Source organism: Synergistota bacterium, from assembly GCA_021159885.1.
Classification (GTDB): Bacteria; Synergistota; GBS-1; order GBS-1; family GBS-1; genus AUK310.
The window spans coordinates 1-19,687 of the sequence record JAGHDO010000079.1 but is presented as its reverse complement, the minus strand read 5'-3'; the positions used below and the strand labels follow the sequence as shown (position 1 = coordinate 19,687).

Below are 19,687 nucleotides of genomic sequence, written 5' to 3'. Positions count from 1 at the left end.
TTTCTAAGGCAGGAAAATCTGAGGGAGTTCCCTCTTATGCTTGCTTTTCTCCCTCATCCTCTCAATTTTCTTGATTATATTGGAATCTCCCTTACCCTCAAGAAGATAAGTATCAAGCGCTTCATAAGTCAAACCCATTTCTCCTTCGTCTGTCTGCCCTTCCCAGAGCCCCGCAGATGGAGGCTTAGTTATTATCCTCTCAGGGATTCCCAAAAACCGGGCTATTTCTCTAACCTGAGTTTTAAGAAGCCCACCTATAGGAAGGATATCTACCCCTCCATCCCCATACTTGGTAAAATATCCTACCTCAAGCTCGCTTTTGTTGCCGGTGCCAACGACAAGATAGTTTAGCTTATTCGCGAAATAGTATAAGGTTATCATTCTTAAGCGAGGTTTTATATTAGCGAGAGATACATCCCCACCTCTATCTTCTTCATCAAGGACTCGAAGAAAAACATCATAAACGGGAGAAAGGTCAACCAACCTGTAGGGTATATCAAAGGTCTTGACAAGTGTTAGTGCATCTTCCGTATCAGACGGATTGGAATGACACGGCATAAGAACACCAAGCATTCTATCACCCATTGCCTTTTTCAGAAGGACAGCGACAACCGCTGAATCCACACCGCCACTTATACCAACTACTCCTCCCATCATACCGGCTTCTTCTATCCTCCCTCTTATCCAAGCCACTATCCTATCCACAAGCTTTTCGACATTTTCCACCCAAATCGCCTCCTGAGGAAACGCCTGGAACTTCAGAAATTATTATAGCACAGGTATGTTATAATATAATTTGCTTATCTTGAAAAGACGTAAGGAGGTGCTCCGAGTTGCGCTTTAAGCCCTTTAAGGTCGAAGCCTGGCTTGACAAGTATGAACCGGCAACAGCGTTTCATCTCGGTGAAACATCCATGGCTCCGCTTTCTACCAGAGAGCTTAAAGATATAACCCATTTAGACTGGAAAGATGTAGAGAATATAAACCTTGACTATGGAGAAATTCAAGGATCTCTTCCACTAAGAGAAGAAGTAGCTAAGCTTTACCCCAATACCGATCCAAGTGAGGTTATAATAACGAACGGTTCGATAGAAGCAAATTTCCTCGCGATAGCTGCTCTAAGCGAGGATCTTGAGGTTTTCTTGGCTGAGCATCCCGGGTATAACCAGCTTTACGAGCTTCCTCAAGCATTCGGAAGGAAAGTAAAGCTTTATAGGCTGAGAAAAGAAGAAAGCTTCTCCGTTGACCCAGAAAGGCTCATCAAGGAGGCTGAGGAAGCGGAAGGGATCATACTAAACCATCCTCATAATCCAACCGGAGCATCTCTTCCAGAAGAAAAGATGTCCCATATAATAGAGGAGTTAACTCGCAAGGGAAAGAAAATTCTCTTTGATCAGGTTTATCTTATGCTGTCGAGAGGAGAACCGATAACTCCCCCCGCGAGAAAATATTCTACGGAGGTTATAACTACGGGAGGACTTTCAAAAACATTTGGTCTGCCAGGCTTGAGAATTGGATGGATCGTTGGGCCAAAGGAGTTTATAGAAAAGTGCTGGAAGATAAGAGACTACCTCGCTATATCGGTCTCTCCAATAACACAATACTTAGCTTACCTTGCCTTAAGAGAGAAGGAGAGTATCCTTGAGAGAAACAAGAAAATACTCAGAAGGAACTTTGAGATAATCTCCAACTGGATTAAAGAACATGATGATATAGTCGACTGGGTTCCTCCAAGCGAGGGATGCGTGGGGTTTCCCTGGTTAAAAAAAGAAATGAACAGCGAGGAAATATGTAAGGCTTTAATAGTGGAAAAGGGCGTCCTCCTCGTTCCGGGAACCTGTTTTGAACTTCCCGAGCACTTTAGAATAGGATTTGGATTTGAGACTGAAACTTTGATAAAAGGTCTTGAAAAAATTGATGAGTTTTTTAAGGAGGGCTTATCAAAATAAATGATAGACAAAAGTAAGATTAGGAACTTTTGCATCATAGCCCATATAGATCATGGAAAATCAACTCTGGCAGATCGTTTCCTCGAGATAACGGGAACGATCCCAGAAAGAAAGATGGTTGAACAATACCTCGATATGCTTGAGATCGAGAGGGAAAGAGGAATCACCATAAAAGCACAGCCGGTAAGAATGGAGTATAAGGGATATATCCTAAACCTTATAGACACGCCCGGGCATGTGGATTTTACATATGAGGTTTCAAGATCTTTAGCAGCATGTGAAGGAGCGCTTCTTGTGGTGGATGCCACACAGGGAGTCGAAGCTCAAACGGTGGCAAATGCCTATCTCGCAGTGGAAAACGACCTTGAGATAATACCAGTTATAAACAAGATAGATCTACCCAGCGCTGATCCCGAAAGGGTTAAGAGAGAAATAGAAGAGGCAATAGGCTTGGATGCATCTGAAGCTCTGCTCGCAAGCGCTAAGGAGGGAATAGGAATAGAAGAGATATTGGATGCAGTTATAGAACGTATTCCTCCCCCCAAAGGAGACCCAGATGCTCCCTTAAGGGCTCTCATTTTCGACTCCATCTATAATAGCTATCGCGGAGTGATAACCTATATCAGAGTTAAGGAGGGCGTTATTAAAACCGGCCAAAGGATCATGATGATGTCAACAGGTCAGGTCTATGAGGTGGAAGAAGTAGGGGTATTTACGCCGGGAATGAAGCCGAAAGATGAGCTTGGTCCCGGAGAGGTAGGCTATATGATCGCTGGGATAAAGGATTTAAGGCAAGCAAGAGTAGGAGATACCATAACGGACGCAATAAATCCTGCGAAAGAACCCCTGCCTGGATACAGGAGTGTTAAGCCGGTGGTATTCTGTGGTATATATCCCGTTGATAGAAACAACTTCGAAGATCTTAGGGATGCCCTTGAGAAGTTGAAGCTGAACGACGCATCCATACAGTTTGAGCCAGAATCATCAGTAGCTCTCGGCGCCGGTTTCCGTTGTGGGTTCCTTGGTATGCTTCACATGGAGGTTGCCTTAGAAAGACTGAGAAGGGAATTCGAGCTCGATATCATAGCAACAACACCTAACGTCATCTACAGAGTGGTAAAGCACAATGGAGAAATCTCAGAAATCGATAACCCCGCTAAATTCCCTCCCCTCGGGGAGATAAAGGAAATCCAAGAACCATACGTGAGGTTGACCATATTCACGCCATCCGAATTTGTGGGAAACGTTATGTCTCTGCTTCAGGATAAGAGAGGGGTTTTCAAGAGCATGGATTACCTGAGTCCGGAAAGGGTCATGCTCGTGTATGAAGTTCCCTTGGCGGAAATGATAATAGATTTCCATGACAGACTAAAATCGGTAAGTCGTGGATACGCATCTATGGATTATGAACCTATAGGATACAGAACATCTGATCTCGTTAAAGTAGATATACTTATCCATTATGAGCCTGTAGATGCCTTTTCCTTCATAGTACATAGGGATAAGGCCTATCACAAGGCAGTTTCTCTTCTTCAGAAGCTGAAGGAAATAATTCCGCGTCAGCTATTTGAGGTAGCACTCCAAGCAGCCATAGGGAAAAAGGTCATTGCAAGGGCTAATATAAAACCTTTGAGAAAAGATGTCTTAGCCAAGTGCTACGGTGGAGATGTCACAAGAAAAAAGAAGTTACTCGAAAAACAAAAAGAAGGGAAAAAGAGAATGAAAACCCTCGGAAAGGTTAACGTCCCTGCCGAAGCTTTTTTGGCTCTTATGCAACTTGAAAAAGAATGATAGCCCTATATGTTCATATTCCGTTCTGCTTGAAAAAGTGTAAATACTGCAGTTTCTTTTCGGTACCCTTTAGAAAAGATTTGGCTGAGGAATACCTAAGAAAGCTCTTCAAGGAAATCGACTTCTGGAAAGAAAAACTACTAAATGAAACGGTAAAGAGCATTTATATAGGAGGGGGAACCCCTACGGTTTATGATACGGAGATACTAACCTCACTCATGGATAAGATGAGGAATAGTTTTAATCTCTTAGAAGAAGCCGAGATCACTATAGAGGCAAATCCCAAAACCATAAGTGATAAAAAGCTTCACGCTCTTAAGGAAGCAGGAGTCAACAGATTAAGCCTCGGTGTACAGAGCTTAAATGATCACCTTCTTAGTATCTTAGGCAGAGCACATACGGCAGATGACGCACGAGAAGCCATCAATCTCGTTAATGAAGCAAAATTTAAAAGCTGGAATGTTGACCTTATATATGCAATTCCTACTCAGACTCTGAAAGACTGGTTAAAAACCTTAGAAGAAGTTCTTACCTACTCTCCTCCCCATCTTTCATTATATAGCCTTATACTTGAGGAAGACACACTCCTTTATGAAGAAATAAAGAGAGGAACCTATGATATGCCTGAAGATGAAGGATACGAAATGTTTATCGAAGCGAAAAAGATGCTAAGGAGAAAAGGTTACATACACTATGAGATCTCAAATTTCGCACTCGAAGGACACTTTTGCACTCATAATATTACCTATTGGAAGAATGAACCATACATAGGAATAGGAGCAGGAGCATCCTCCTTCTATAACGGATGGAGATTTAAGAGAGAAGAATCATTTGAGGGATTTCTGAGATTCTCAGAGGTGATAAAAATCAATAAGGAGGAGGAGATAAAGGAAACCATCCTTATGAATCTGAGACTTCTTGAGGGCATAAACAAGGATGCATTTTTTAGAAGGTTTGGAGTTAAGATTGACGAGATCTATGGAGAAATCATAGATGAACTTAAAAGGGATGGATTACTTGAGGAGAGTGAAAATAGTATAAGACTAACGGAAAGGGGCCTATTGCTTGGGAATCAAGTTTTTGAAAGGTTCGTTTAGCTATGCAGGGCTAATATTCTTACTATGGTTTAAAGCGGAACTGGCTATAGCTTATATGCTTTACCTTCCCCTCTTTCTGATACCAAAGAAATCATGGAATGAGTATGGCCTCACGCTTAAAAACTGGAAACTCTCTCTTAAGCTGTTTGCCTTAGCCTGTGCCCTTTTCTTAGTACCGTTTATCGCCCTCTCCATAGGGCTTTCTTACGCTCATGGGTTTCATACCATATCCCTTAAGCTCATCCTCTTTCAATTTCTCGGGGCAGGATTATCCGAGGAGATATTCTTCAGAGGATTTCTTCAAACGGAGATAGAAAAAATAACAGGAGGAACGTGGAGAAGCATAGCACTCACGTCCCTCCTGTTTTCGTGCGCTCACCTTTTTAGAGGGGTTAATCCCCTAACTATTGGGGTATTTTTACCTTCTCTTATATTCGGCTATCTGCGCGCTAAAACGGGCTCCGTTTTCCCCTCCGTCCTATTCCATGCAACATCAAATATCGTGTTTTTTTCCTTGTTTTAAGCCTCGCTTACTCCTTTTCTTCCTCGATTTCTATGACCTGCCTACCCTTATAGTATCCACACTCCGGACAAACCCTATACGCAGGTATGGTCTCAGCACAATGAGGGCAAACTGTGAGATTAGGAACTCTCAATTTCCCCAGCCAGTGAGCAAATCTCCTATCCCTGCGAGCCCTTGACGTTTTTCTCTTCGGAACCGCCACTTGAAGCACCTCCCTTCATAAGTTCTTTAAGAGCGCTCCAACGAGGATCATAAAGCTCTTGAGAGCAGTTACACTCCCCTTCATTAAGGTTCTTCCCACAAACGGGACACAACCCCTTGCAATCTTCCCTGCAAAGTGGCTTCATGGGTATAGACAATATGATAAACTGCTTGATGTCTTCCTCTATATCTATACTATCGCCCTCAAAATACGAAACTCTGAAATCCTCGTCCTTAAGCGATCTCTCTCTGCCAGAAAATTTCTCCGCACCTCTTCGATACTCTACCTCAAATTCTACTTTAATAGGAAGATCGAACACCTTCAAACATCTGCTACAGCGCAATCTAATAGCCGTGTTTATTTCGCCCCATACCATAAATCCATCTTTAACCTTAACCGCTCCACCCTCTACAACGACATCCTCCGAAAACTCCACATTTTCCCCTCTATATTCAAACGCATCAAGGCTTTCCTCAAAGAAGAATTCTATTACCTTTCCAGGGTTCCTTTCGAGCTCCTCTACTTCTATTATCATGGCCATTTCGACCGCCCCCTTTAAAAAAAATAAAAAGCCTACTAAAATAAGCATAAAAGCGAAGGGGGGCTTACCCACATGAAAGTTCTCGGCTTAATAACGGAATATAATCCCTTCCATACGGGACATCTGTACCATTTACATAAAAGCATAGAGCTTTCACAGGCCGATTTCAGCGTAGCAGTGATGAGCGGGAACTTCCTCCAGCGGGGAGAACCCGCCCTGGTAGAGAAATATAAACGCGCTAAAATGGCTCTCTCCGCCGGTGTAGATGTCGTATTCGAGTTACCCTTCCCTTTTGCATCGCATAACGCTGGCGTTTTTGCATTTGGCGCTGTATCACTTCTTAACTCCCTCGGAGTCATAACTCACATATGCTTTGGAAGCGAATCAGGAAATATAAAAGAACTCCGAGCCATCGCACAAATTCTATATCAAGAGCCAGATTTTTTCAAGGTTGATTTACTGAAATTTTCACGAGAGGGGCTTCCTTACCCCGAAGCTCGTTTAAGAGCTCTTAAAAAGGCTCTCGAAAGGGAAGGCATAGCACCAAATGTTCTCAGAGGATCCAACAATATCTTGGGAATAGAGTATCTTATAAGCCTGCTGAGACTGAAAAGCGATATAAAGCCACTAACGATAAAAAGAATCGGCGGTGGATATTTAGAGAACGAAATAAGAGGAAAGTTTTCAAGTGCTACAGCTATAAGAAGAAAAATCCTTGAAGAAGGAGTAGAAAGCGTTAAAGATCTGATTCCACCATCTTCATATAAGATACTTAAAGAGTGCGAGGAAAAAGAAGAAATCGTATCTATGAAAGACTTCGAAAAAGAGATACTTATTCTTATAAAGAGATTAGATAAGGGAGAGATAAAAGAGATAGCTGAGGTTAAAGAAGGACTTGAAAACAGAATAAAAAGAGTTGGAATGAAGGCAATCAGCTTAAACGAGCTTCTCAGCGGGATAAAGACCAAGCGTTATACCCTTACCAGAATCTCAAGAATGCTCATCCACATTCTGATAGGCTTTAAAGAAAGGGAAAATAAAATCTTTCAAAAAACCGGCTCACTTTACGCCTTTCTACTCGGATTCTCGTCAAAGGGTAAAATACTCCTGCGTGAGATAAAGAAAAAGTCATCTATCCCAATTATAAGTAAGCCTATGGGATTGAGCGAGCCAGCATCCATCATGCTAAAGCTCGATCTCAGAGCAACGCGAATTTACGAAGCCGTTTTGGGAAAGCACCTCCCAATATTTAGACCCGTTCAAGCAGATCCGGATGAGGAAACCTTAAGCTTCCTAAAGAGTCTCTCCGCAACGTGAGGTGGAACCATTCCCTTAATACATCCGCCGAGACCCGCTATTTCCTTTACCATCCTTGAGGTAAGGTAAAGATATTTGGAATCCGAAAGGAGAAATATTATCTCAACGTCTTTGTCGAGCTTCCTATTCGTCAACGCCATTTGAAACTCATAGTCGAAGTCAGTTACAGCCCTCATTCCCCTTATGACTATTTTCGTTCCCCTCTTTCTAAGGTAATTAACCAGAAGCCCCTCAAAACCATCAACCTCAACGTTATTGAGATGCTCAACCGATTCCTTTATCATCTCCATCCTTTCTTCTATGGAAAATAGCGGCGTTTTCGCGGGATTTGAAACCACTGCCACTATGAGCTTATCGAAAATCCTTGAGGCTCTCTCAATTATATCGAGATGGCCATATGTGACCGGATCGAAGCTACCAGGATAAACCGCTGCCTTCATTTTTTCATCCCTCCTTAAAATAAGTAAGTATAGTATCGCCATATCTCCGCTCCTTAATAACGCTCCACTTCCCAGGCTCGAAGCTTTCTCGACGCGATCTTTCTAAGATGAGAACTCCATCCCTCTCAAGCAAGGGAACTCTCTCAAGAAGCCTTAAAAGCTCATTAATGAATCCCCTCTCGTATGGGGGATCCGCGAAGATTATATCAAATTTCCTTCCCTCGAGACCTAGCTTTTGAATTGCTTTCCTATAATCCATTTTTAAAACCCGATTTCTGCCGACTCTTCTTGATATCTCGCGAGCCATAGAAGGATCTATCTCTATAAAAATTACATCAGAGGCTCCCCTCCTTAAGGCCTCCTCGCCCACACGCCCACCTCCAGCAAAGACATCGAGAAATCTCTTGCCAGATACATCACCAAGGGTATCAAAGAGAGCTTTCAAAACGCGAGAGGTGGTATGTCTTCTAACTGACATTAAGGAGCTCACCTGCTTCCGCGAATTTCCTTTTTACAAAGACCTTAAGGAGAGAATACTCCCTGAGAGCTTTTGAAGCGTTGACAAGGTGAAAAGCTTCTTTTCTCGCCAGTGCAAGTAGATCGAAATCCCTTAGTATATCTGCCACCTTAAAATCGGTAATTCCATGTTGTCTGATTCCGCAAAGCTCACCCGGACCTCTAAGTTTTAAATCCTCCTCAGCAATCTTAAATCCATCTGTTGTAGAGACGATTATCGAAAGCCGCTTTCGAGCCTCCTCAGTCTTAGGGTTCGCTATAAGGACACAATAGGATTGCTTGCTCCCCCTTCCAACTCTCCCTCTAAGCTGATGTATTTGAGACAGTCCGAATCTATCTGCACTCTCTATAACCATAACGGTAGCATTGGGAACATCTATGCCAACTTCTATAACCGGTGTAGCAACAAGTATCTGAATTTCTCCATGTTTAAAGCTTTTCATAACTCTTTCCTTTTCCTCCATCTTCATTCTTCCGTGAATTAAGCCAAGCCGTTCCTCTCTAAAAACTCTTCCTTTAAGCTCTTCATAAAGTTTAACTGCAGACTCTGCCTCAAGAGCTTCCGATTCTTCAACAAGTGGACATATGATATAAGCCTGCTCTCCCTCCCTAACTCTCTTTTTCACAAACTCATAAACCTTATCCCTTTTTCTCTCACTAATCCAATAAGTCATAACGGGCTTTCTTCCCGGAGGAAGTTCCCTTATAAGCGAGACATCAAGATCACCATAAAGGGTCAGACTGAGCGTTCTCGGTATCGGAGTGGCAGTCATAACGAGAACATGAGGAGAAATACTTTTCTTAAGAAGCGCCGCTTTCTGCAGAACACCAAACCTATGTTGTTCATCTATCACTACGAGAGCAAGATCCTTAAATTCAACTCTTTCCTGTATAAGAGCATGAGTACCAACAACCACCTTTATTTCTCCCGAAGCAAGCTCATTTATTACTCTCCTTTTAACCCTTTCCCTAAGACTGCCAGTTAGAAGACCAATTTTAACCCCAAGAGGCGTTAAGTATTGATCAAGAACGCAGAAATGCTGCTCCGCAAGGACCTCCGTGGGAACCATAAGCGCCGATTGATAGCCATTTTCGACAGCAAGAAGCATGGATGCAATCGCTATAACGGTTTTACCAGAACCTACATCCCCCTGCAGAAGTCTGTTCATTGGCTTGCCGCTTGAGAGATCATCCCTTATCTCTCTCCAAGCTCTTGCTTGATCCCGCGTAAGCGTAAACGATAATCTTTTCCAAAACTCTCTTAAAAGATGCCCTCTTACTCTCAAAACTGGTGCTGACTCACTTTTTCTCTCACGTGCTCTTAAAGCCAGAGAAAGCTGGAGTAGAAAGAGCTCATCGAAAGCCAACCTCCTGCGTGCTTCAATAGCGGAAGAGGAATCCGATGGGAAATGAAGTTCTCTAAAAGCGATAGAAAGTTCCATCAGTGAGTTTTCCTTTCTAATAAACTCAGGAAGAAAATCAACAACCTCAGGAGAAACGAGCTCAAGAGCTCCTTCAACAGCAGAGCGAACTATTCTTTGAGAAAGTCTTCCTGCAAGGGGATAAACGGGCAAGATTCTACCAGCGTTCATCTCCGCTACATCCTCGAAGGGTTCAATCTCTGGGTCCTGAATCTGTATCTCACCATATCTTTGGATAACTTTTCCGTAAAAGAGATATTCCTTTCCCTTTAAAAGAAGCTTTTTAATATAAAGCTTATTAAACCAGACCGCATACGCCCTTCTTCGCCCCCCATCTGAAATTAAAGCCTTTATAATGCGAATTCCTTTCCGAGACGATATATCCTCTATTCCAAGAACTTTGCCCTTAATGAGATTCTCCTCACCAAAGATGAGATCACCCAGCGATCTTATTTCTCTTCTATCCTCATATCTACGAGGCAATAAAAAAAGAAGGTCCTCAACCTTCTTAACGCCAAGCTTTTCAAAGTCTTGAGCCCTTTTGGGACCCACTCCCTTAAGATACCTCACCTCACGATCCAAGAGCTCTAAAAACTTCATCCTCTGCCAATCCCTCTATCTCAAGAAGCTTATCCTTAGATCTTTCTCCCCTAAGAAGCCTTATGCCCTTTTTAGGAATCGAAAGCTTATCAGCTAAAATCTCGATCAGCCTCGCATTCGCCTTTCCCCTAATCGGAGGCGCGCTGATCCTGATCCAGAGAACCCCCTGCCGAAAGCCCACTATCTCGTCTTTCCTCGCCCCGGGCTGAACTCTGACCCTCAGTATCAACGATCTCCCTCCCCTTTCTAAGTTCTTTCTCAAGCAGATTCCAGAACGTAGAAAGAAGCGCCTTCATCTCAAGAATAAATCTCTCACGCTCCTTTTCAAGATCTTCTATCCTTCTCTCAACCTCCTGAACTCTAACAAGAGCGCCATCGACTATCTTCTGCGCCTCTATTCTTGCCTCTTTTAGGATGATTTCTGCCTCCCTCTCAGCATTAAGACGCTTCTCCTCCGCAGTCTTCTGAGCCAAAAGGAGTGCTTCCTGAAGTGAAGACTCCATTTTCTTATATTCGTTTATCTTTTCCTCAAGTTCCCTTATCTTATCCTTAAGCTCCGCATTCTCACGGAAAAGCGCTCCATAGTCCTCAACAATTCTATCTAAGAACTCATCTACCTCCTCTTCGTTATAGCCTCTAAAGGATCTACTAAACTCTTTATTCTGTATGTCCAGAGGAGTCAGTCTCGCCAACCTTCACACCTCCTCCTGGAAACGGATGCTCAAACACCTCAAACCCCGGTGGCGCAAGAAGAAAAACCCTATCCGCCAGTGTTTTCAAAGTCCCCTGCATGGCAAATATAACACCGTAGGTAAAATTTAACACATGCTTAACGTCTTCCTGATCAAGCAAAGAAAGATCCATAATAATGAGCCATCCCCTTTTTAAGGCCTGAGCCACATCCTTAGCTTCGCTCCCCTTTTGAAGCGTCCAAATTCGAACGATCTTTCTCGCGCCCGCTGAGCTCTGAGAAACTCGCTTTTCTCTTTCTTCCCAAGCAGGAAGCTTTGCCTTAGGAGCTTCCTCCACCGTTTCTCCTTCGTCAGCCAGTCCCATGAAAACGAGGACTTTCTCCAATATACCCATCCCTCAATCACTCCTTGCGCCGAATATAGCCCTGCCGATTCTTACCATATTCGATCCCTCTTCGATAGCTATCTCAAAGTCATCGGTCATCCCCATAGAAAGACAGACAAGATCATACTCTGGGAAAAGCCCCTTCGCCCTTTCATAAAGCTCCCTCATTCTCCGAAAGGCACTCCTTATTTTAGCTCTATCCTCGGTAAGGGGACCTATAGTCATTAAGCCCTTTATCTCTATACGTTTGAAATCACCGAGATCCTCAAGAAAGCTCATAAGCCTATCTGGTTCTACACCATGTTTCGTAGCTTCCCCCGAGATGTTAACTTCAACCAGAACCTTAACTCTTTCGATACCCGCCTTTTCTGCCTCCTTCTCTATCTCCTCTGCAAGTGCTAATCTATCCAACGACTGTATAAAATCGAAAATCTTTAGCGCCTTTTTAACCTTGTTTCTCTGAAGATAGCCCACCATATGCCACTCTATATCAAGATCTCCCAAAACTTCGTGTTTGCTCAGAGCCTCTTGAACTCTATTCTCGCCTATAGCGCGAATACCAGCAGAAACCGCCTCACGGATAGCCTCTGGAGGAAATGTCTTACTCACCGCGACGAGTTTAACATCTGAGGAAGATCTACCGACTCTTTCACAAGCATTAGCTATTCTTTCAAGAACCTTCTCAACTCTGCCCTTAATATCTACCATCTTATAAACATCCCTTCCCTTACCTTATCAGGCTCCACAACTATTCTATCCCCATCCTTAAGGTCAGACGTTATAACAACCGCTGAGCTTAAATTTCTAAACCTAACTTCCTTAAAAAAGACTCTACCCCCTTTTACTATAAAGACTCCACTTTTTCCCTCTTTAATTATTATAGCATTAGCAGGAATTACAGCCCCTCTGAGCTTCCTCTTAACTAACTTTATCTCCAGGTTTCTTAAGCCACACAGCTCATCCCATCCAACAAGCCTTAAGAGCATTCTAATATATCTCCCTTCAGGTTTTATCCTAACGAGTTTTCCTCTCCTTTCCCTTTTTAGAGTAGGGAACACAACGGTTATTCTTCTTTTATCATACCATTTAGGAAAGAAATCATCCCTCTTAACCCTTACCAAAACATGGAAAAAGATGTTATCAAAGATTCTCCCTATAGGAATTCCCTTCTTAATGAACTCTCCATCCTTAAAAAACTCAGGTTTACCAACTGGAGGAGTTAGCCACCCTTTCCGCCAAGCGTGATCAACGTTCCAAACGCCGGCAACCTCATCAACGCTGTGAAACAATACCCCAGCTCCCTTTGCAAATAAGAGTTTTCCTGAAATGCGCGCTATTGCTGATCCTTTTCTAACACGTTCTCCTTCAGCTTTAAGCCATTGAAGCTTCCCCGCTACCGGAGAAACGACAAGAGCCTCCCGCGAGAAAAGAAGCGCCTCCGTGCTTAAAGCTTGCTCTATTTTGGTAAGCTTCACTTTCAAGGTAGCAACCTTGGGCGGCTGTGAAGCACTTTCTATCCTCGAGTAAAAAAAATAACCGCTTATCCACACAATCAAGAAAAAAACGACGCCTACAACCTTTTTCACAGTGCTATCACTTCTTCAAAGGGGGAAGATAAAGGGGTAAAGAGGCTAAAATACCCCCTTACCCCTCCATTATTTCCTCTTCCTTGAGTTTTAAAATCTCCTCCACTTTCTCTATGTATTTATCGGTGATCTCCTGAACCTCCTTTGAGAGTCTGAAGTAATCATCCTCAGGAATATCACCATCTTCCTTTTTCTCCTTGAGATCTTCCATGACATCTCTTCGAATATTTCTTATCGTGATTCTTCCTTCCTCTGCCTTCTTCCTAACAAGCCTTATAAGCTCCTTCCTTCTCTCCTCAGTTAATGGGGGGATAGAGACCCTTATAACATTTCCATCGTTCTGCGGTGTTAAGCCAAGAGGAGATCTTAGGATCGCCTTTTCGATTTCCTTTAAGGCACTTTTATCCCACGGCTGTATAACAAGCAAGCGTGCTTCAGGAGCGCTTATCGTAGCTATCTGATTTATAGGCACCGGAGTTCCATAATAGTCCACCTTTATATCTTCAAGTATAGCCGGATGAGCCCTGCCAGTTCTAACGGAAGCCATGTCTCTTTTGATTATTTCTATTGCCTTTTTCATGCGAGATTCCATTTCCCTCAGTACCTTTTCCCTCATCTCTTAACCCCACCTCCAACGCAGGTGCCTATTTCCTCACCCTCTATGATTCTCACGAGATTACCAGGAACCTTTATATTAAAAACTATAACTGGTATATCATTATCCATACATAGAGAGATAGCAGTAGAATCCATAACTCTTAGTCCTCTGTTAAGCACCTCGAGATATTCAAGATGAGAAAACCTCACCGCATCTCTGTAAAGCATGGGATCAGCGTCATAAACCCCATCGACCTTGGTAGCCTTTAAAATGGCTTCCGCTCCTATCTCAGCAGCTCTTAAAGCTGCCGCAGTATCAGTCGAGAAAAAGGGATTCCCAGTTCCACTTGCGAATATAACCACCCTTCCTTTCTCAAGGTGCCTTATTGCCCTTCTTCTTATATAGGGCTCCGCCACTTCTCGCATCTCTATAGCACTTTGAACTCTCGTGTTAACACCAAGCTTCTCAAGAGCATCCTGCAAAGCAAGGGCGTTTATAACCGTAGCTATCATACCCATATAATCTGCAGTAACTCTATCCATTCCCTTAGCGCTTCCAGCAACCCCTCTGAATATATTACCTCCTCCTACAACTATTGCTATCTCAACTCCTCTCTCCTTAGCTTCTTTAACCTCAGAAGCTATTCTTCTCATCTCCTCTGGGTCTATTCCAAACCCCTGATCTCCACCTAACACCTCACCACTGAGCTTCAAGAGAACTCTCTTGAATCGAGGAGACTCCATACTCACTCCTCTCCCACTCTAAACCTGACAAACCTCCTAACAACTATATTTTCACCCAAGAGAGAAATCTTCTCAGCTATTAAATCTTTAATTTTAACGTTTTGATCTCTGATATACGGCTGCTCAAGGAGGCAAACCTCCTCAAAGAACTTGCGTATCTTACCCTCCACAATTCTTTCCGCTATATGTTCCGGCTTCCCTTCTGCAATAACTTGTTCTTTGTAAATTGCCTTTTCTTTTTCCACAACCTCCGCGGGGACATCCTCAGAAGAAACATACAAAGGAGAAGAAGCAGCTATCTGCATCGCTATCTCATGTGCAAGCTCCTGAAACTCTTTAGTTCTTGCCACGAAATCCGTCTCGCAGTTTACTTCAACCAAGACACCGAGCTTCTTATCTGAGTGTATATAGGAAGCAACGACTCCCTCTGCAGCTTTACGCCCCATCTTTTTGACCGCCTTTGCTATTCCTTTCTTCCTCAAAATCTCTATTGCCTTTTCTATATCACCATTTGCTTCTTCGAGAGCCTTCTTACAATCGATTATTCCCGCTCCCGTCCTCGCTCTCAGTTCTTTAACCTGCTCTATAGAAACAGCCATCTTAAGCTTCCCCCCTACGACGACGTTTTTCTTCCTCTTCCTCTTCTTTAAGTTCTTCCTGAAGCTCCTCGAATACCTCTTCGTATTTTTCGAGAAGCTCCTCCTTCATAGCCATCTCTTCTTCCTCCTCCTTAGCCGGAGCAGCTGGGGCTTCCGCCTCTTCCTCGCTCTCAGGAGCCTCCGCCTTTTCCTCAAGCTGAACACCCTGCTTGCCCTCCAAAACCGCATCGGCTATCAGGCTGGTTATAAGCCTGATAGATCTTATAGCATCATCATTCCCCGGTATAGGATAATCGATCGGTTCAGGATCACAATTAGTATCCACTATAGCAACCACCGGTATTTCAAGTTTATTAGCCTCAGCAACGGCTATTTTCTCCTTTCTCGGATCGACAACGTAAACTATGTCCGGCAGATCATTCATCCCCTTGATACCACCCAGGTATCTCTCAAGCTTTCCTTTCTCCCTCTGAAGCTTGACGACCTCTTTCTTCGGAAGAACTTCGAACATTCCCTCTTCCTCCATTTCTTCAAGCTCCTTAAGGCGCTCTATCCTTTTCTTTATAGTTCTGAAGTTAGTAAGGAGACCACCAAGCCACCTCTGATTCACATAGAACATCTCACATCTTTCCGCTTCCGTCTTAACCGCATCCTGAGCTTGACGCTTAGTTCCAACAAATAGCACGGTTCCACCATTCATTACCTGCTCCTTGACGAAGTTATAAGCTTCCTCAAGTTTCTTCAAGGTTTTCTGAAGGTCGATTATATAGATACCATTTCTCTCCGTAAAGATGTACTCCTTCATCTTAGGGTTCCATCGCTTTGTTTGATGTCCAAAGTGCACTCCTGCTTCGAGAAGCTGTTTCATACTGACTATAGCCACTACCACATCCCTCCTTAAAAAATCGGTTTTTATTTTCCTCCATGCCCCTCACTGGGAGAGAGAACCTCACACTTTCACAGAGAGGCACCGCTCTCTCCCTCCGGACATGTGCGGATTAAACCCTTTGAAGTATATCATACTTTTCGAGAAAGGCAAAGTATTCCCGTATACCTGCTTCAAGGGAAGTAAAAATATCATTATAGCCGGCTTTTTCCCTGAGCAATGTCAAATCAGCCTGTGTAAAGCTTTGATACCTATGGTAAAGTTCCTTAGGAAAGGGAATATACTCATACCTCCCTCCCCCGTTTAACCATATAAGTATCTTAACCACATCATTAAAGCTCCGAGATGTTCCGGTACCACAGTTAAATATACCTGAAGTCCCCTTCTCAAGTAGGAATAGATTCACATTAACCACATCCTTAACGTATATAAAATCCCTTTTTTGTTCGCCAGCTGGATAGCCATGACTTTCACCAAACAGCTTTATTACTCCCCGTTCCTTTAGCTGCCTGTAAAACTGGTAGACCACAGATGCCATCTTCCCTTTGTGAAACTCATAAGGACCATACACGTTAAAATATCTTAACCCTGCTATCTGGCTTTTCGCTCTCTCAAGTTCTTTCCTAACGTATTTATCAAAAAGAAGTTTTGAAAAAGCGTACGGATTTATAGGTTCTTCACACTCCGGGCTCTCCTTGAAACCCCTCTTCCCGCTCCCATACACAGACGCAGAAGAAGCATATATAAATGGTATTCCTTCGTCAACAGCATAGTTAAGTAACCTGACGCTATATCTGTAATTATTCTCCACGAGAAACTTGACATCGTAATTCGTTGTATCGGTGCAAGCTCCCTGATGAAAGAAGACATCTATTTTACCCCTAAAGTCCCCCCGTTCAAGCCTCATTAAGAATTCCTCCTTCTCCATATATTCAATGAAATCGAGCGAAACTAAATTCCTCCATTTTTCAGGCTTTGACATCGAATCAACGATTAATATCTCGCTTATTCCCCTCTTATTTAAAGCTCTTACTATGTTGCTTCCAATAAAACCCGCTCCTCCAGTGATTACTATCAATCTATTTCCCCCCCAATATCTTTCTTATAAGAGAGGTGGTTGAATACCCCTTAAACAGAGGAACTATATGAACTTCATCCGCATACTCTCTTCCTATAACTTCCTCAGGAGAGTAGTCTCCCCCCTTAACAAGAACATGTGGCCTTATAAGACTTATCAATCTTTCCGGAGTATCCTCATTGAAGATAACCACACAGTCGACAAACTCCAAAGCAGCAAGCATCCTCGCCCTATCTCTTTCAGGAACAATTGGACGCCCTTCCCCTTTAAGTCTCTTGACCGATGAGTCCGAGTTCAACCCCACGATCAGCTTATCTCCCTTTTTCTTAGCTTCCTCAAGAGAATAGATATGCCCAACGTGCAAGAGATCAAAGCAACCGTTGGTGAAAACGATCTTCAAACCATCACGCTTCCACCTTCTTGAAAGATCAACCGCCTCATCAAAGCTTTTAATTTTGGCCTCTATTCTTAAAGCCCCTTCGCTTTCCATAAGGGCCTCCTCAAGCTCAGATAATGTTATGGGAGCAGTCCCAACTTTTCCCACAACCACGCCAGCCGCTACGTTAGAAATCTTGGCCGATTCAAGCAAACTCATTCCACTTGCTAAACATGCAGAAATAGTTGCTACCACCGTATCCCCCGCACCTGAGACATCGTATACCTCTTTCGCTTTGGTGGGTATATTGTAAACCTCGCTCCCTTGAAGTAGCGTCATTCCTCTCTCAGAGCGCGTTATAAGCAAGTTATCAAGCTCATACTTTTCCAGGATCTCTCTTCCTACTCGAGCTACCTCTTCATTCTCATTCCCAAGTCTTTTTCCATAAACCTCGCCAAGCTCCTTTAAATTCGGGGTAACCAAATACGCTCCTTTATACTTCCCCCAGTTTATTCCCTTTGGATCAACCACAACGGGTACTTTTTTTCTCTTAGATTCTTCTATGATAAATCTGCACAGGCTTCCTGTACAAAACCCTTTTCCATAATCGGAAATTATAACGCACTTAGCATCGTTTATCTCATTCCAAAAAGCCTCTAAAACTTTTTCCTCCTCTGATCGCGAAAGAGAAACTACCTCTTCGAAATCTATTCTAACCATCTGTTGCTTCTCGCCAAGCACTCTTACCTTAGTTATTGTAGGAATGGAACGCTCAAAAAGACCAGAGATATCTATTCCTTTCCTAAAAAGAGTTTCCTTAAGAATCTTCCCCGCTTCATCTCTTCCAATGCTCCCATAAAGAGAAACCTTACAACCAAGATTCACAAGATTTACCGCAACATTACCCGCACCACCTGCTCCAACTCTTTCGCCTTTTACTCTGACCACCGGCACAGGCGCTTCAGGAGAAATCCTTTCAACATCGCCATAATAATATCTATCAAGCATGACATCTCCCAAAACTATCACCTTAACAGAAGAAATCCTCAAGCTATCCATATAGTGCCTTCTCCACCTCCTCACACAAAACATGACCTATAAGAATATGAACCTCCTGAATCCTCGGCGTAGAGTCAGACGGAACGACGATACTGACATCACATATATCCTTGAGCTTCCCTCCACTTTTCCCAGTTAATCCCACGACTTTTACACCCATCTCCTTAGCTTTCAAAACCGCCTTTATCACATTGGGACTGTTCCCTGAAGTAGATATAGCTATAAGCAGATCCCCTTTTTCAAGAAGAGCCTCAACCTGTCTCGAAAAAACGCTCTCAAAGCCGAAATCGTTTCCCAAAGCCGTTAAAATGGAAGTATCCGTTGTTAAGGCAAGAGCAGGGAGAGGAAACCTACTTCGGGCAAATCTGCCCACAAATTCCGCAGCTAAATGTTGACTATCCGCTGCACTTCCCCCATTTCCGATAAAGGCTATCTTACCGCCACTCTTTAAGGTCTCGATGGCAACAGAGATAAGCTTTTCTATCTCAGAAGAACATTCTCTAAGGGTTCGCTCAACTACATCAACGTGCTCACTAAAAGCGTTAACCATGTTTTGAAAAACACCTCCCTAAAAAGAATTCTACCATATAAGCATAAATAAAAGGGGCAATCTCTTGATCGCGAGATTGCCCCTCCAAGAAAAGCTTAAAGCGAAAATTTTAGCATCTATTATTCTTACGCAAGAATAAAAGCAAAAGCGGGACCCCTATCTCTACTTTATCAAGAGAAAGAGGCTAAAAATTTTAGCGGGGTTATTCAGCTTCTCCCACGGACGATGATAAATAAGTCTAAGAGAGGCTTTCCCGGACTCCATCGCTTTGAAAAAGAACACTCGCAAATTAATTCCGCCGAGAAGCCCGGGAGGGGAAAGTCTCACCCTATCGCTTTTGAAGAAAAGAAGCTTATTTTTATCTAAATATCCTACTTCCCATATATACCCTGCAGTCGAAGCCTCCCTAAGAAGGATAACAATCACATCTCCCTTACTGGCAGTTACCTCCTTCCCTGAATCCCTCTCACTAAAGGCAAAAATATTAGGCGAGCTTTCAACATGAGCAAAAGCGCTACCATAAATCAGCGTTAAAAAAAGCATCACACTTACGGTAAAAAGGGATCTCATCCTTTTCTCCCCTTCCATTATATAGACTATAGTAAAAATATTATAGCATAAAAAAAGCGGGAGAGGGGATTCCCTCTCCCGCCAAGGAATTTACCTGCTATCTTAAAAGCTGGAGAACCGACTGCGGAAGCTGATTAGCCTGAGCAAGCATAGCAGTACCAGACTGGT

At 43.1% G+C, this 19,687-nt stretch carries 25 protein-coding genes; 5 read left to right on the top strand and 20 right to left on the bottom strand.

Annotation, left to right across the window (positions count from 1 at the left end):
• Window positions 1-3 precede the first annotated feature (3 nt).
• Window positions 4-726 carry an NAD+ synthase gene (locus J7M13_08005; protein MCD6363917.1) on the bottom strand — a complete coding sequence of 241 codons (723 nt, stop codon included), beginning with the start codon at window positions 724-726 and terminating at the stop codon, window positions 4-6.
• A gap of 107 nt (window positions 727-833) precedes the next feature.
• Here J7M13_08005 and J7M13_08000 point away from each other — a divergent pair, with 107 nt between their 5' ends.
• From J7M13_08000 to J7M13_07985, 4 genes are read left to right on the top strand one after another with little or no spacing between them, the layout of a single operon-like run.
• Window positions 834-1,949: an aminotransferase class I/II-fold pyridoxal phosphate-dependent enzyme gene (locus J7M13_08000; GenBank protein ID MCD6363916.1), complete on the top strand. Its 1,116-nt coding sequence runs from the start codon at window positions 834-836 to the stop codon at window positions 1,947-1,949.
• Window positions 1,950-3,740 carry a translation elongation factor 4 gene (lepA, locus tag J7M13_07995; GenBank protein MCD6363915.1) on the top strand — a complete coding sequence of 597 codons (1,791 nt, stop codon included), beginning with the start codon at window positions 1,950-1,952 and terminating at the stop codon, window positions 3,738-3,740.
• Complete coding sequence (gene hemW, locus J7M13_07990; GenBank protein ID MCD6363914.1) at window positions 3,737-4,837, top strand: radical SAM family heme chaperone HemW; 1,101 nt, start codon at window positions 3,737-3,739, stop codon at window positions 4,835-4,837. Before lepA ends, hemW begins: the two co-directional genes overlap by 4 nt.
• Window positions 4,806-5,360, top strand: coding sequence for a CPBP family intramembrane metalloprotease (locus J7M13_07985; GenBank protein ID MCD6363913.1), 555 nt, complete (start codon window positions 4,806-4,808; stop codon window positions 5,358-5,360). Before hemW ends, J7M13_07985 begins: the two co-directional genes overlap by 32 nt.
• Before the next feature lie 7 nt (window positions 5,361-5,367).
• Here the strand turns inward: J7M13_07985 and rpmF are convergent, their stop codons facing one another.
• Entirely contained in the window at window positions 5,368-5,562 is a 195-nt protein-coding gene (gene rpmF / locus J7M13_07980) for a 50S ribosomal protein L32 (protein ID MCD6363912.1), read from the bottom strand.
• The gene (locus J7M13_07975; GenBank protein MCD6363911.1) at window positions 5,519-6,103 is read right to left on the bottom strand and encodes a DUF177 domain-containing protein; all 585 of its coding nucleotides are present in this window, start codon (window positions 6,101-6,103) and stop codon (window positions 5,519-5,521) included. Before J7M13_07975 ends, rpmF begins: the two co-directional genes overlap by 44 nt.
• Before the next feature lie 72 nt (window positions 6,104-6,175).
• On the opposite strand from J7M13_07975, the gene J7M13_07970 reads away from it, so the two are divergent.
• Window positions 6,176-7,420 (top strand): nucleotidyltransferase, encoded by a 1,245-nt coding sequence (locus J7M13_07970; protein MCD6363910.1) that lies wholly within the window; start codon window positions 6,176-6,178, stop codon window positions 7,418-7,420.
• On the opposite strand, the gene coaD is transcribed toward J7M13_07970, so the two are convergent.
• The 17 genes from coaD to J7M13_07885 form a co-directional block, all read right to left on the bottom strand.
• Window positions 7,363-7,860 (bottom strand): pantetheine-phosphate adenylyltransferase, encoded by a 498-nt coding sequence (gene coaD, locus J7M13_07965; protein MCD6363909.1) that lies wholly within the window; start codon window positions 7,858-7,860, stop codon window positions 7,363-7,365. The genes J7M13_07970 and coaD overlap by 58 nt on opposite strands.
• 4 nt (window positions 7,861-7,864) lie before the next feature.
• Complete coding sequence (locus J7M13_07960; protein ID MCD6363908.1) at window positions 7,865-8,338, bottom strand: RsmD family RNA methyltransferase; 474 nt, start codon at window positions 8,336-8,338, stop codon at window positions 7,865-7,867.
• Window positions 8,328-10,397, bottom strand: coding sequence for an ATP-dependent DNA helicase RecG (gene recG / locus J7M13_07955; protein ID MCD6363907.1), 2,070 nt, complete (start codon window positions 10,395-10,397; stop codon window positions 8,328-8,330). Before recG ends, J7M13_07960 begins: the two co-directional genes overlap by 11 nt.
• Window positions 10,369-10,578, bottom strand: coding sequence for a DUF167 domain-containing protein (locus J7M13_07950; GenBank protein ID MCD6363906.1), 210 nt, complete (start codon window positions 10,576-10,578; stop codon window positions 10,369-10,371). Before J7M13_07950 ends, recG begins: the two co-directional genes overlap by 29 nt.
• Window positions 10,526-11,080, bottom strand: coding sequence for a DivIVA domain-containing protein (locus J7M13_07945; GenBank protein MCD6363905.1), 555 nt, complete (start codon window positions 11,078-11,080; stop codon window positions 10,526-10,528). Before J7M13_07945 ends, J7M13_07950 begins: the two co-directional genes overlap by 53 nt.
• Window positions 11,055-11,483: a cell division protein SepF gene (locus J7M13_07940; GenBank protein ID MCD6363904.1), complete on the bottom strand. Its 429-nt coding sequence runs from the start codon at window positions 11,481-11,483 to the stop codon at window positions 11,055-11,057. The genes J7M13_07945 and J7M13_07940 overlap by 26 nt, the downstream gene beginning before the upstream one ends.
• A gap of 3 nt (window positions 11,484-11,486) precedes the next feature.
• Window positions 11,487-12,182: a YggS family pyridoxal phosphate-dependent enzyme gene (locus tag J7M13_07935; GenBank protein MCD6363903.1), complete on the bottom strand. Its 696-nt coding sequence runs from the start codon at window positions 12,180-12,182 to the stop codon at window positions 11,487-11,489.
• Window positions 12,176-13,060 (bottom strand): hypothetical protein, encoded by an 885-nt coding sequence (locus J7M13_07930; protein MCD6363902.1) that lies wholly within the window; start codon window positions 13,058-13,060, stop codon window positions 12,176-12,178. Before J7M13_07930 ends, J7M13_07935 begins: the two co-directional genes overlap by 7 nt.
• A gap of 58 nt (window positions 13,061-13,118) precedes the next feature.
• Window positions 13,119-13,676 (bottom strand): ribosome recycling factor, encoded by a 558-nt coding sequence (gene frr, locus J7M13_07925; protein ID MCD6363901.1) that lies wholly within the window; start codon window positions 13,674-13,676, stop codon window positions 13,119-13,121.
• Window positions 13,673-14,401 carry a UMP kinase gene (locus J7M13_07920; GenBank protein ID MCD6363900.1) on the bottom strand — a complete coding sequence of 243 codons (729 nt, stop codon included), beginning with the start codon at window positions 14,399-14,401 and terminating at the stop codon, window positions 13,673-13,675. Before J7M13_07920 ends, frr begins: the two co-directional genes overlap by 4 nt.
• 2 nt (window positions 14,402-14,403) lie before the next feature.
• The gene (gene tsf / locus J7M13_07915) at window positions 14,404-15,000 is read right to left on the bottom strand and encodes a translation elongation factor Ts (GenBank protein ID MCD6363899.1); all 597 of its coding nucleotides are present in this window, start codon (window positions 14,998-15,000) and stop codon (window positions 14,404-14,406) included.
• 1 nt (window position 15,001) lies between these two features.
• Window positions 15,002-15,883, bottom strand: a complete 882-nt coding sequence (gene rpsB, locus J7M13_07910; protein ID MCD6363898.1) for a 30S ribosomal protein S2 — start codon at window positions 15,881-15,883, stop codon at window positions 15,002-15,004.
• A gap of 115 nt (window positions 15,884-15,998) precedes the next feature.
• Entirely contained in the window at window positions 15,999-16,964 is a 966-nt protein-coding gene (gene rfaD / locus J7M13_07905) for an ADP-glyceromanno-heptose 6-epimerase (protein MCD6363897.1), read from the bottom strand.
• 1 nt (window position 16,965) lies between these two features.
• Complete coding sequence (hldE, locus tag J7M13_07900; protein MCD6363896.1) at window positions 16,966-18,399, bottom strand: bifunctional D-glycero-beta-D-manno-heptose-7-phosphate kinase/D-glycero-beta-D-manno-heptose 1-phosphate adenylyltransferase HldE; 1,434 nt, start codon at window positions 18,397-18,399, stop codon at window positions 16,966-16,968.
• Entirely contained in the window at window positions 18,392-18,949 is a 558-nt protein-coding gene (locus J7M13_07895; protein MCD6363895.1) for a D-sedoheptulose 7-phosphate isomerase, read from the bottom strand. The genes hldE and J7M13_07895 overlap by 8 nt, the downstream gene beginning before the upstream one ends.
• Window positions 18,950-19,111: 162 nt before the next feature.
• Entirely contained in the window at window positions 19,112-19,519 is a 408-nt protein-coding gene (locus J7M13_07890) for a protease inhibitor I42 family protein (protein ID MCD6363894.1), read from the bottom strand.
• Window positions 19,520-19,616: 97 nt separating this feature from the next.
• Window positions 19,617-19,687: hypothetical protein (locus J7M13_07885; GenBank protein MCD6363893.1), on the bottom strand; the 71-nt coding region annotated here is incomplete at its 5' end.

What these genes read in the sequence shown, in the direction of transcription:
- J7M13_07895 (MCD6363895.1), bottom strand. Translation starts at nt 18,949, where the DNA reads ATGGTTAACGCTTTTAGTGAGCACGTTGATGTAGTTGAGCGAACCCTT.
- J7M13_07975 (MCD6363911.1), bottom strand. Translation starts at nt 6,103, where the DNA reads ATGGCCATGATAATAGAAGTAGAGGAGCTCGAAAGGAACCCTGGAAAG.
- frr (MCD6363901.1), bottom strand. Translation starts at nt 13,676, where the DNA reads ATGAGGGAAAAGGTACTGAGGGAAATGGAATCTCGCATGAAAAAGGCA.
- lepA (MCD6363915.1), top strand. Translation starts at nt 1,950, where the DNA reads ATGATAGACAAAAGTAAGATTAGGAACTTTTGCATCATAGCCCATATA.
- J7M13_07940 (MCD6363904.1), bottom strand. Translation starts at nt 11,483, where the DNA reads ATGGGTATATTGGAGAAAGTCCTCGTTTTCATGGGACTGGCTGACGAA.
- J7M13_07920 (MCD6363900.1), bottom strand. Translation starts at nt 14,401, where the DNA reads ATGGAGTCTCCTCGATTCAAGAGAGTTCTCTTGAAGCTCAGTGGTGAG.
- hldE (MCD6363896.1), bottom strand. Translation starts at nt 18,399, where the DNA reads ATGGATAGCTTGAGGATTTCTTCTGTTAAGGTGATAGTTTTGGGAGAT.
- hemW (MCD6363914.1), top strand. Translation starts at nt 3,737, where the DNA reads ATGATAGCCCTATATGTTCATATTCCGTTCTGCTTGAAAAAGTGTAAA.
- J7M13_07970 (MCD6363910.1), top strand. Translation starts at nt 6,176, where the DNA reads ATGAAAGTTCTCGGCTTAATAACGGAATATAATCCCTTCCATACGGGA.
- coaD (MCD6363909.1), bottom strand. Translation starts at nt 7,860, where the DNA reads ATGAAGGCAGCGGTTTATCCTGGTAGCTTCGATCCGGTCACATATGGC.
- recG (MCD6363907.1), bottom strand. Translation starts at nt 10,397, where the DNA reads ATGAAGTTTTTAGAGCTCTTGGATCGTGAGGTGAGGTATCTTAAGGGA.
- J7M13_07890 (MCD6363894.1), bottom strand. Translation starts at nt 19,519, where the DNA reads ATGAGATCCCTTTTTACCGTAAGTGTGATGCTTTTTTTAACGCTGATT.
- tsf (MCD6363899.1), bottom strand. Translation starts at nt 15,000, where the DNA reads ATGGCTGTTTCTATAGAGCAGGTTAAAGAACTGAGAGCGAGGACGGGA.
- J7M13_07935 (MCD6363903.1), bottom strand. Translation starts at nt 12,182, where the DNA reads ATGGTAGATATTAAGGGCAGAGTTGAGAAGGTTCTTGAAAGAATAGCT.
- J7M13_07960 (MCD6363908.1), bottom strand. Translation starts at nt 8,338, where the DNA reads ATGTCAGTTAGAAGACATACCACCTCTCGCGTTTTGAAAGCTCTCTTT.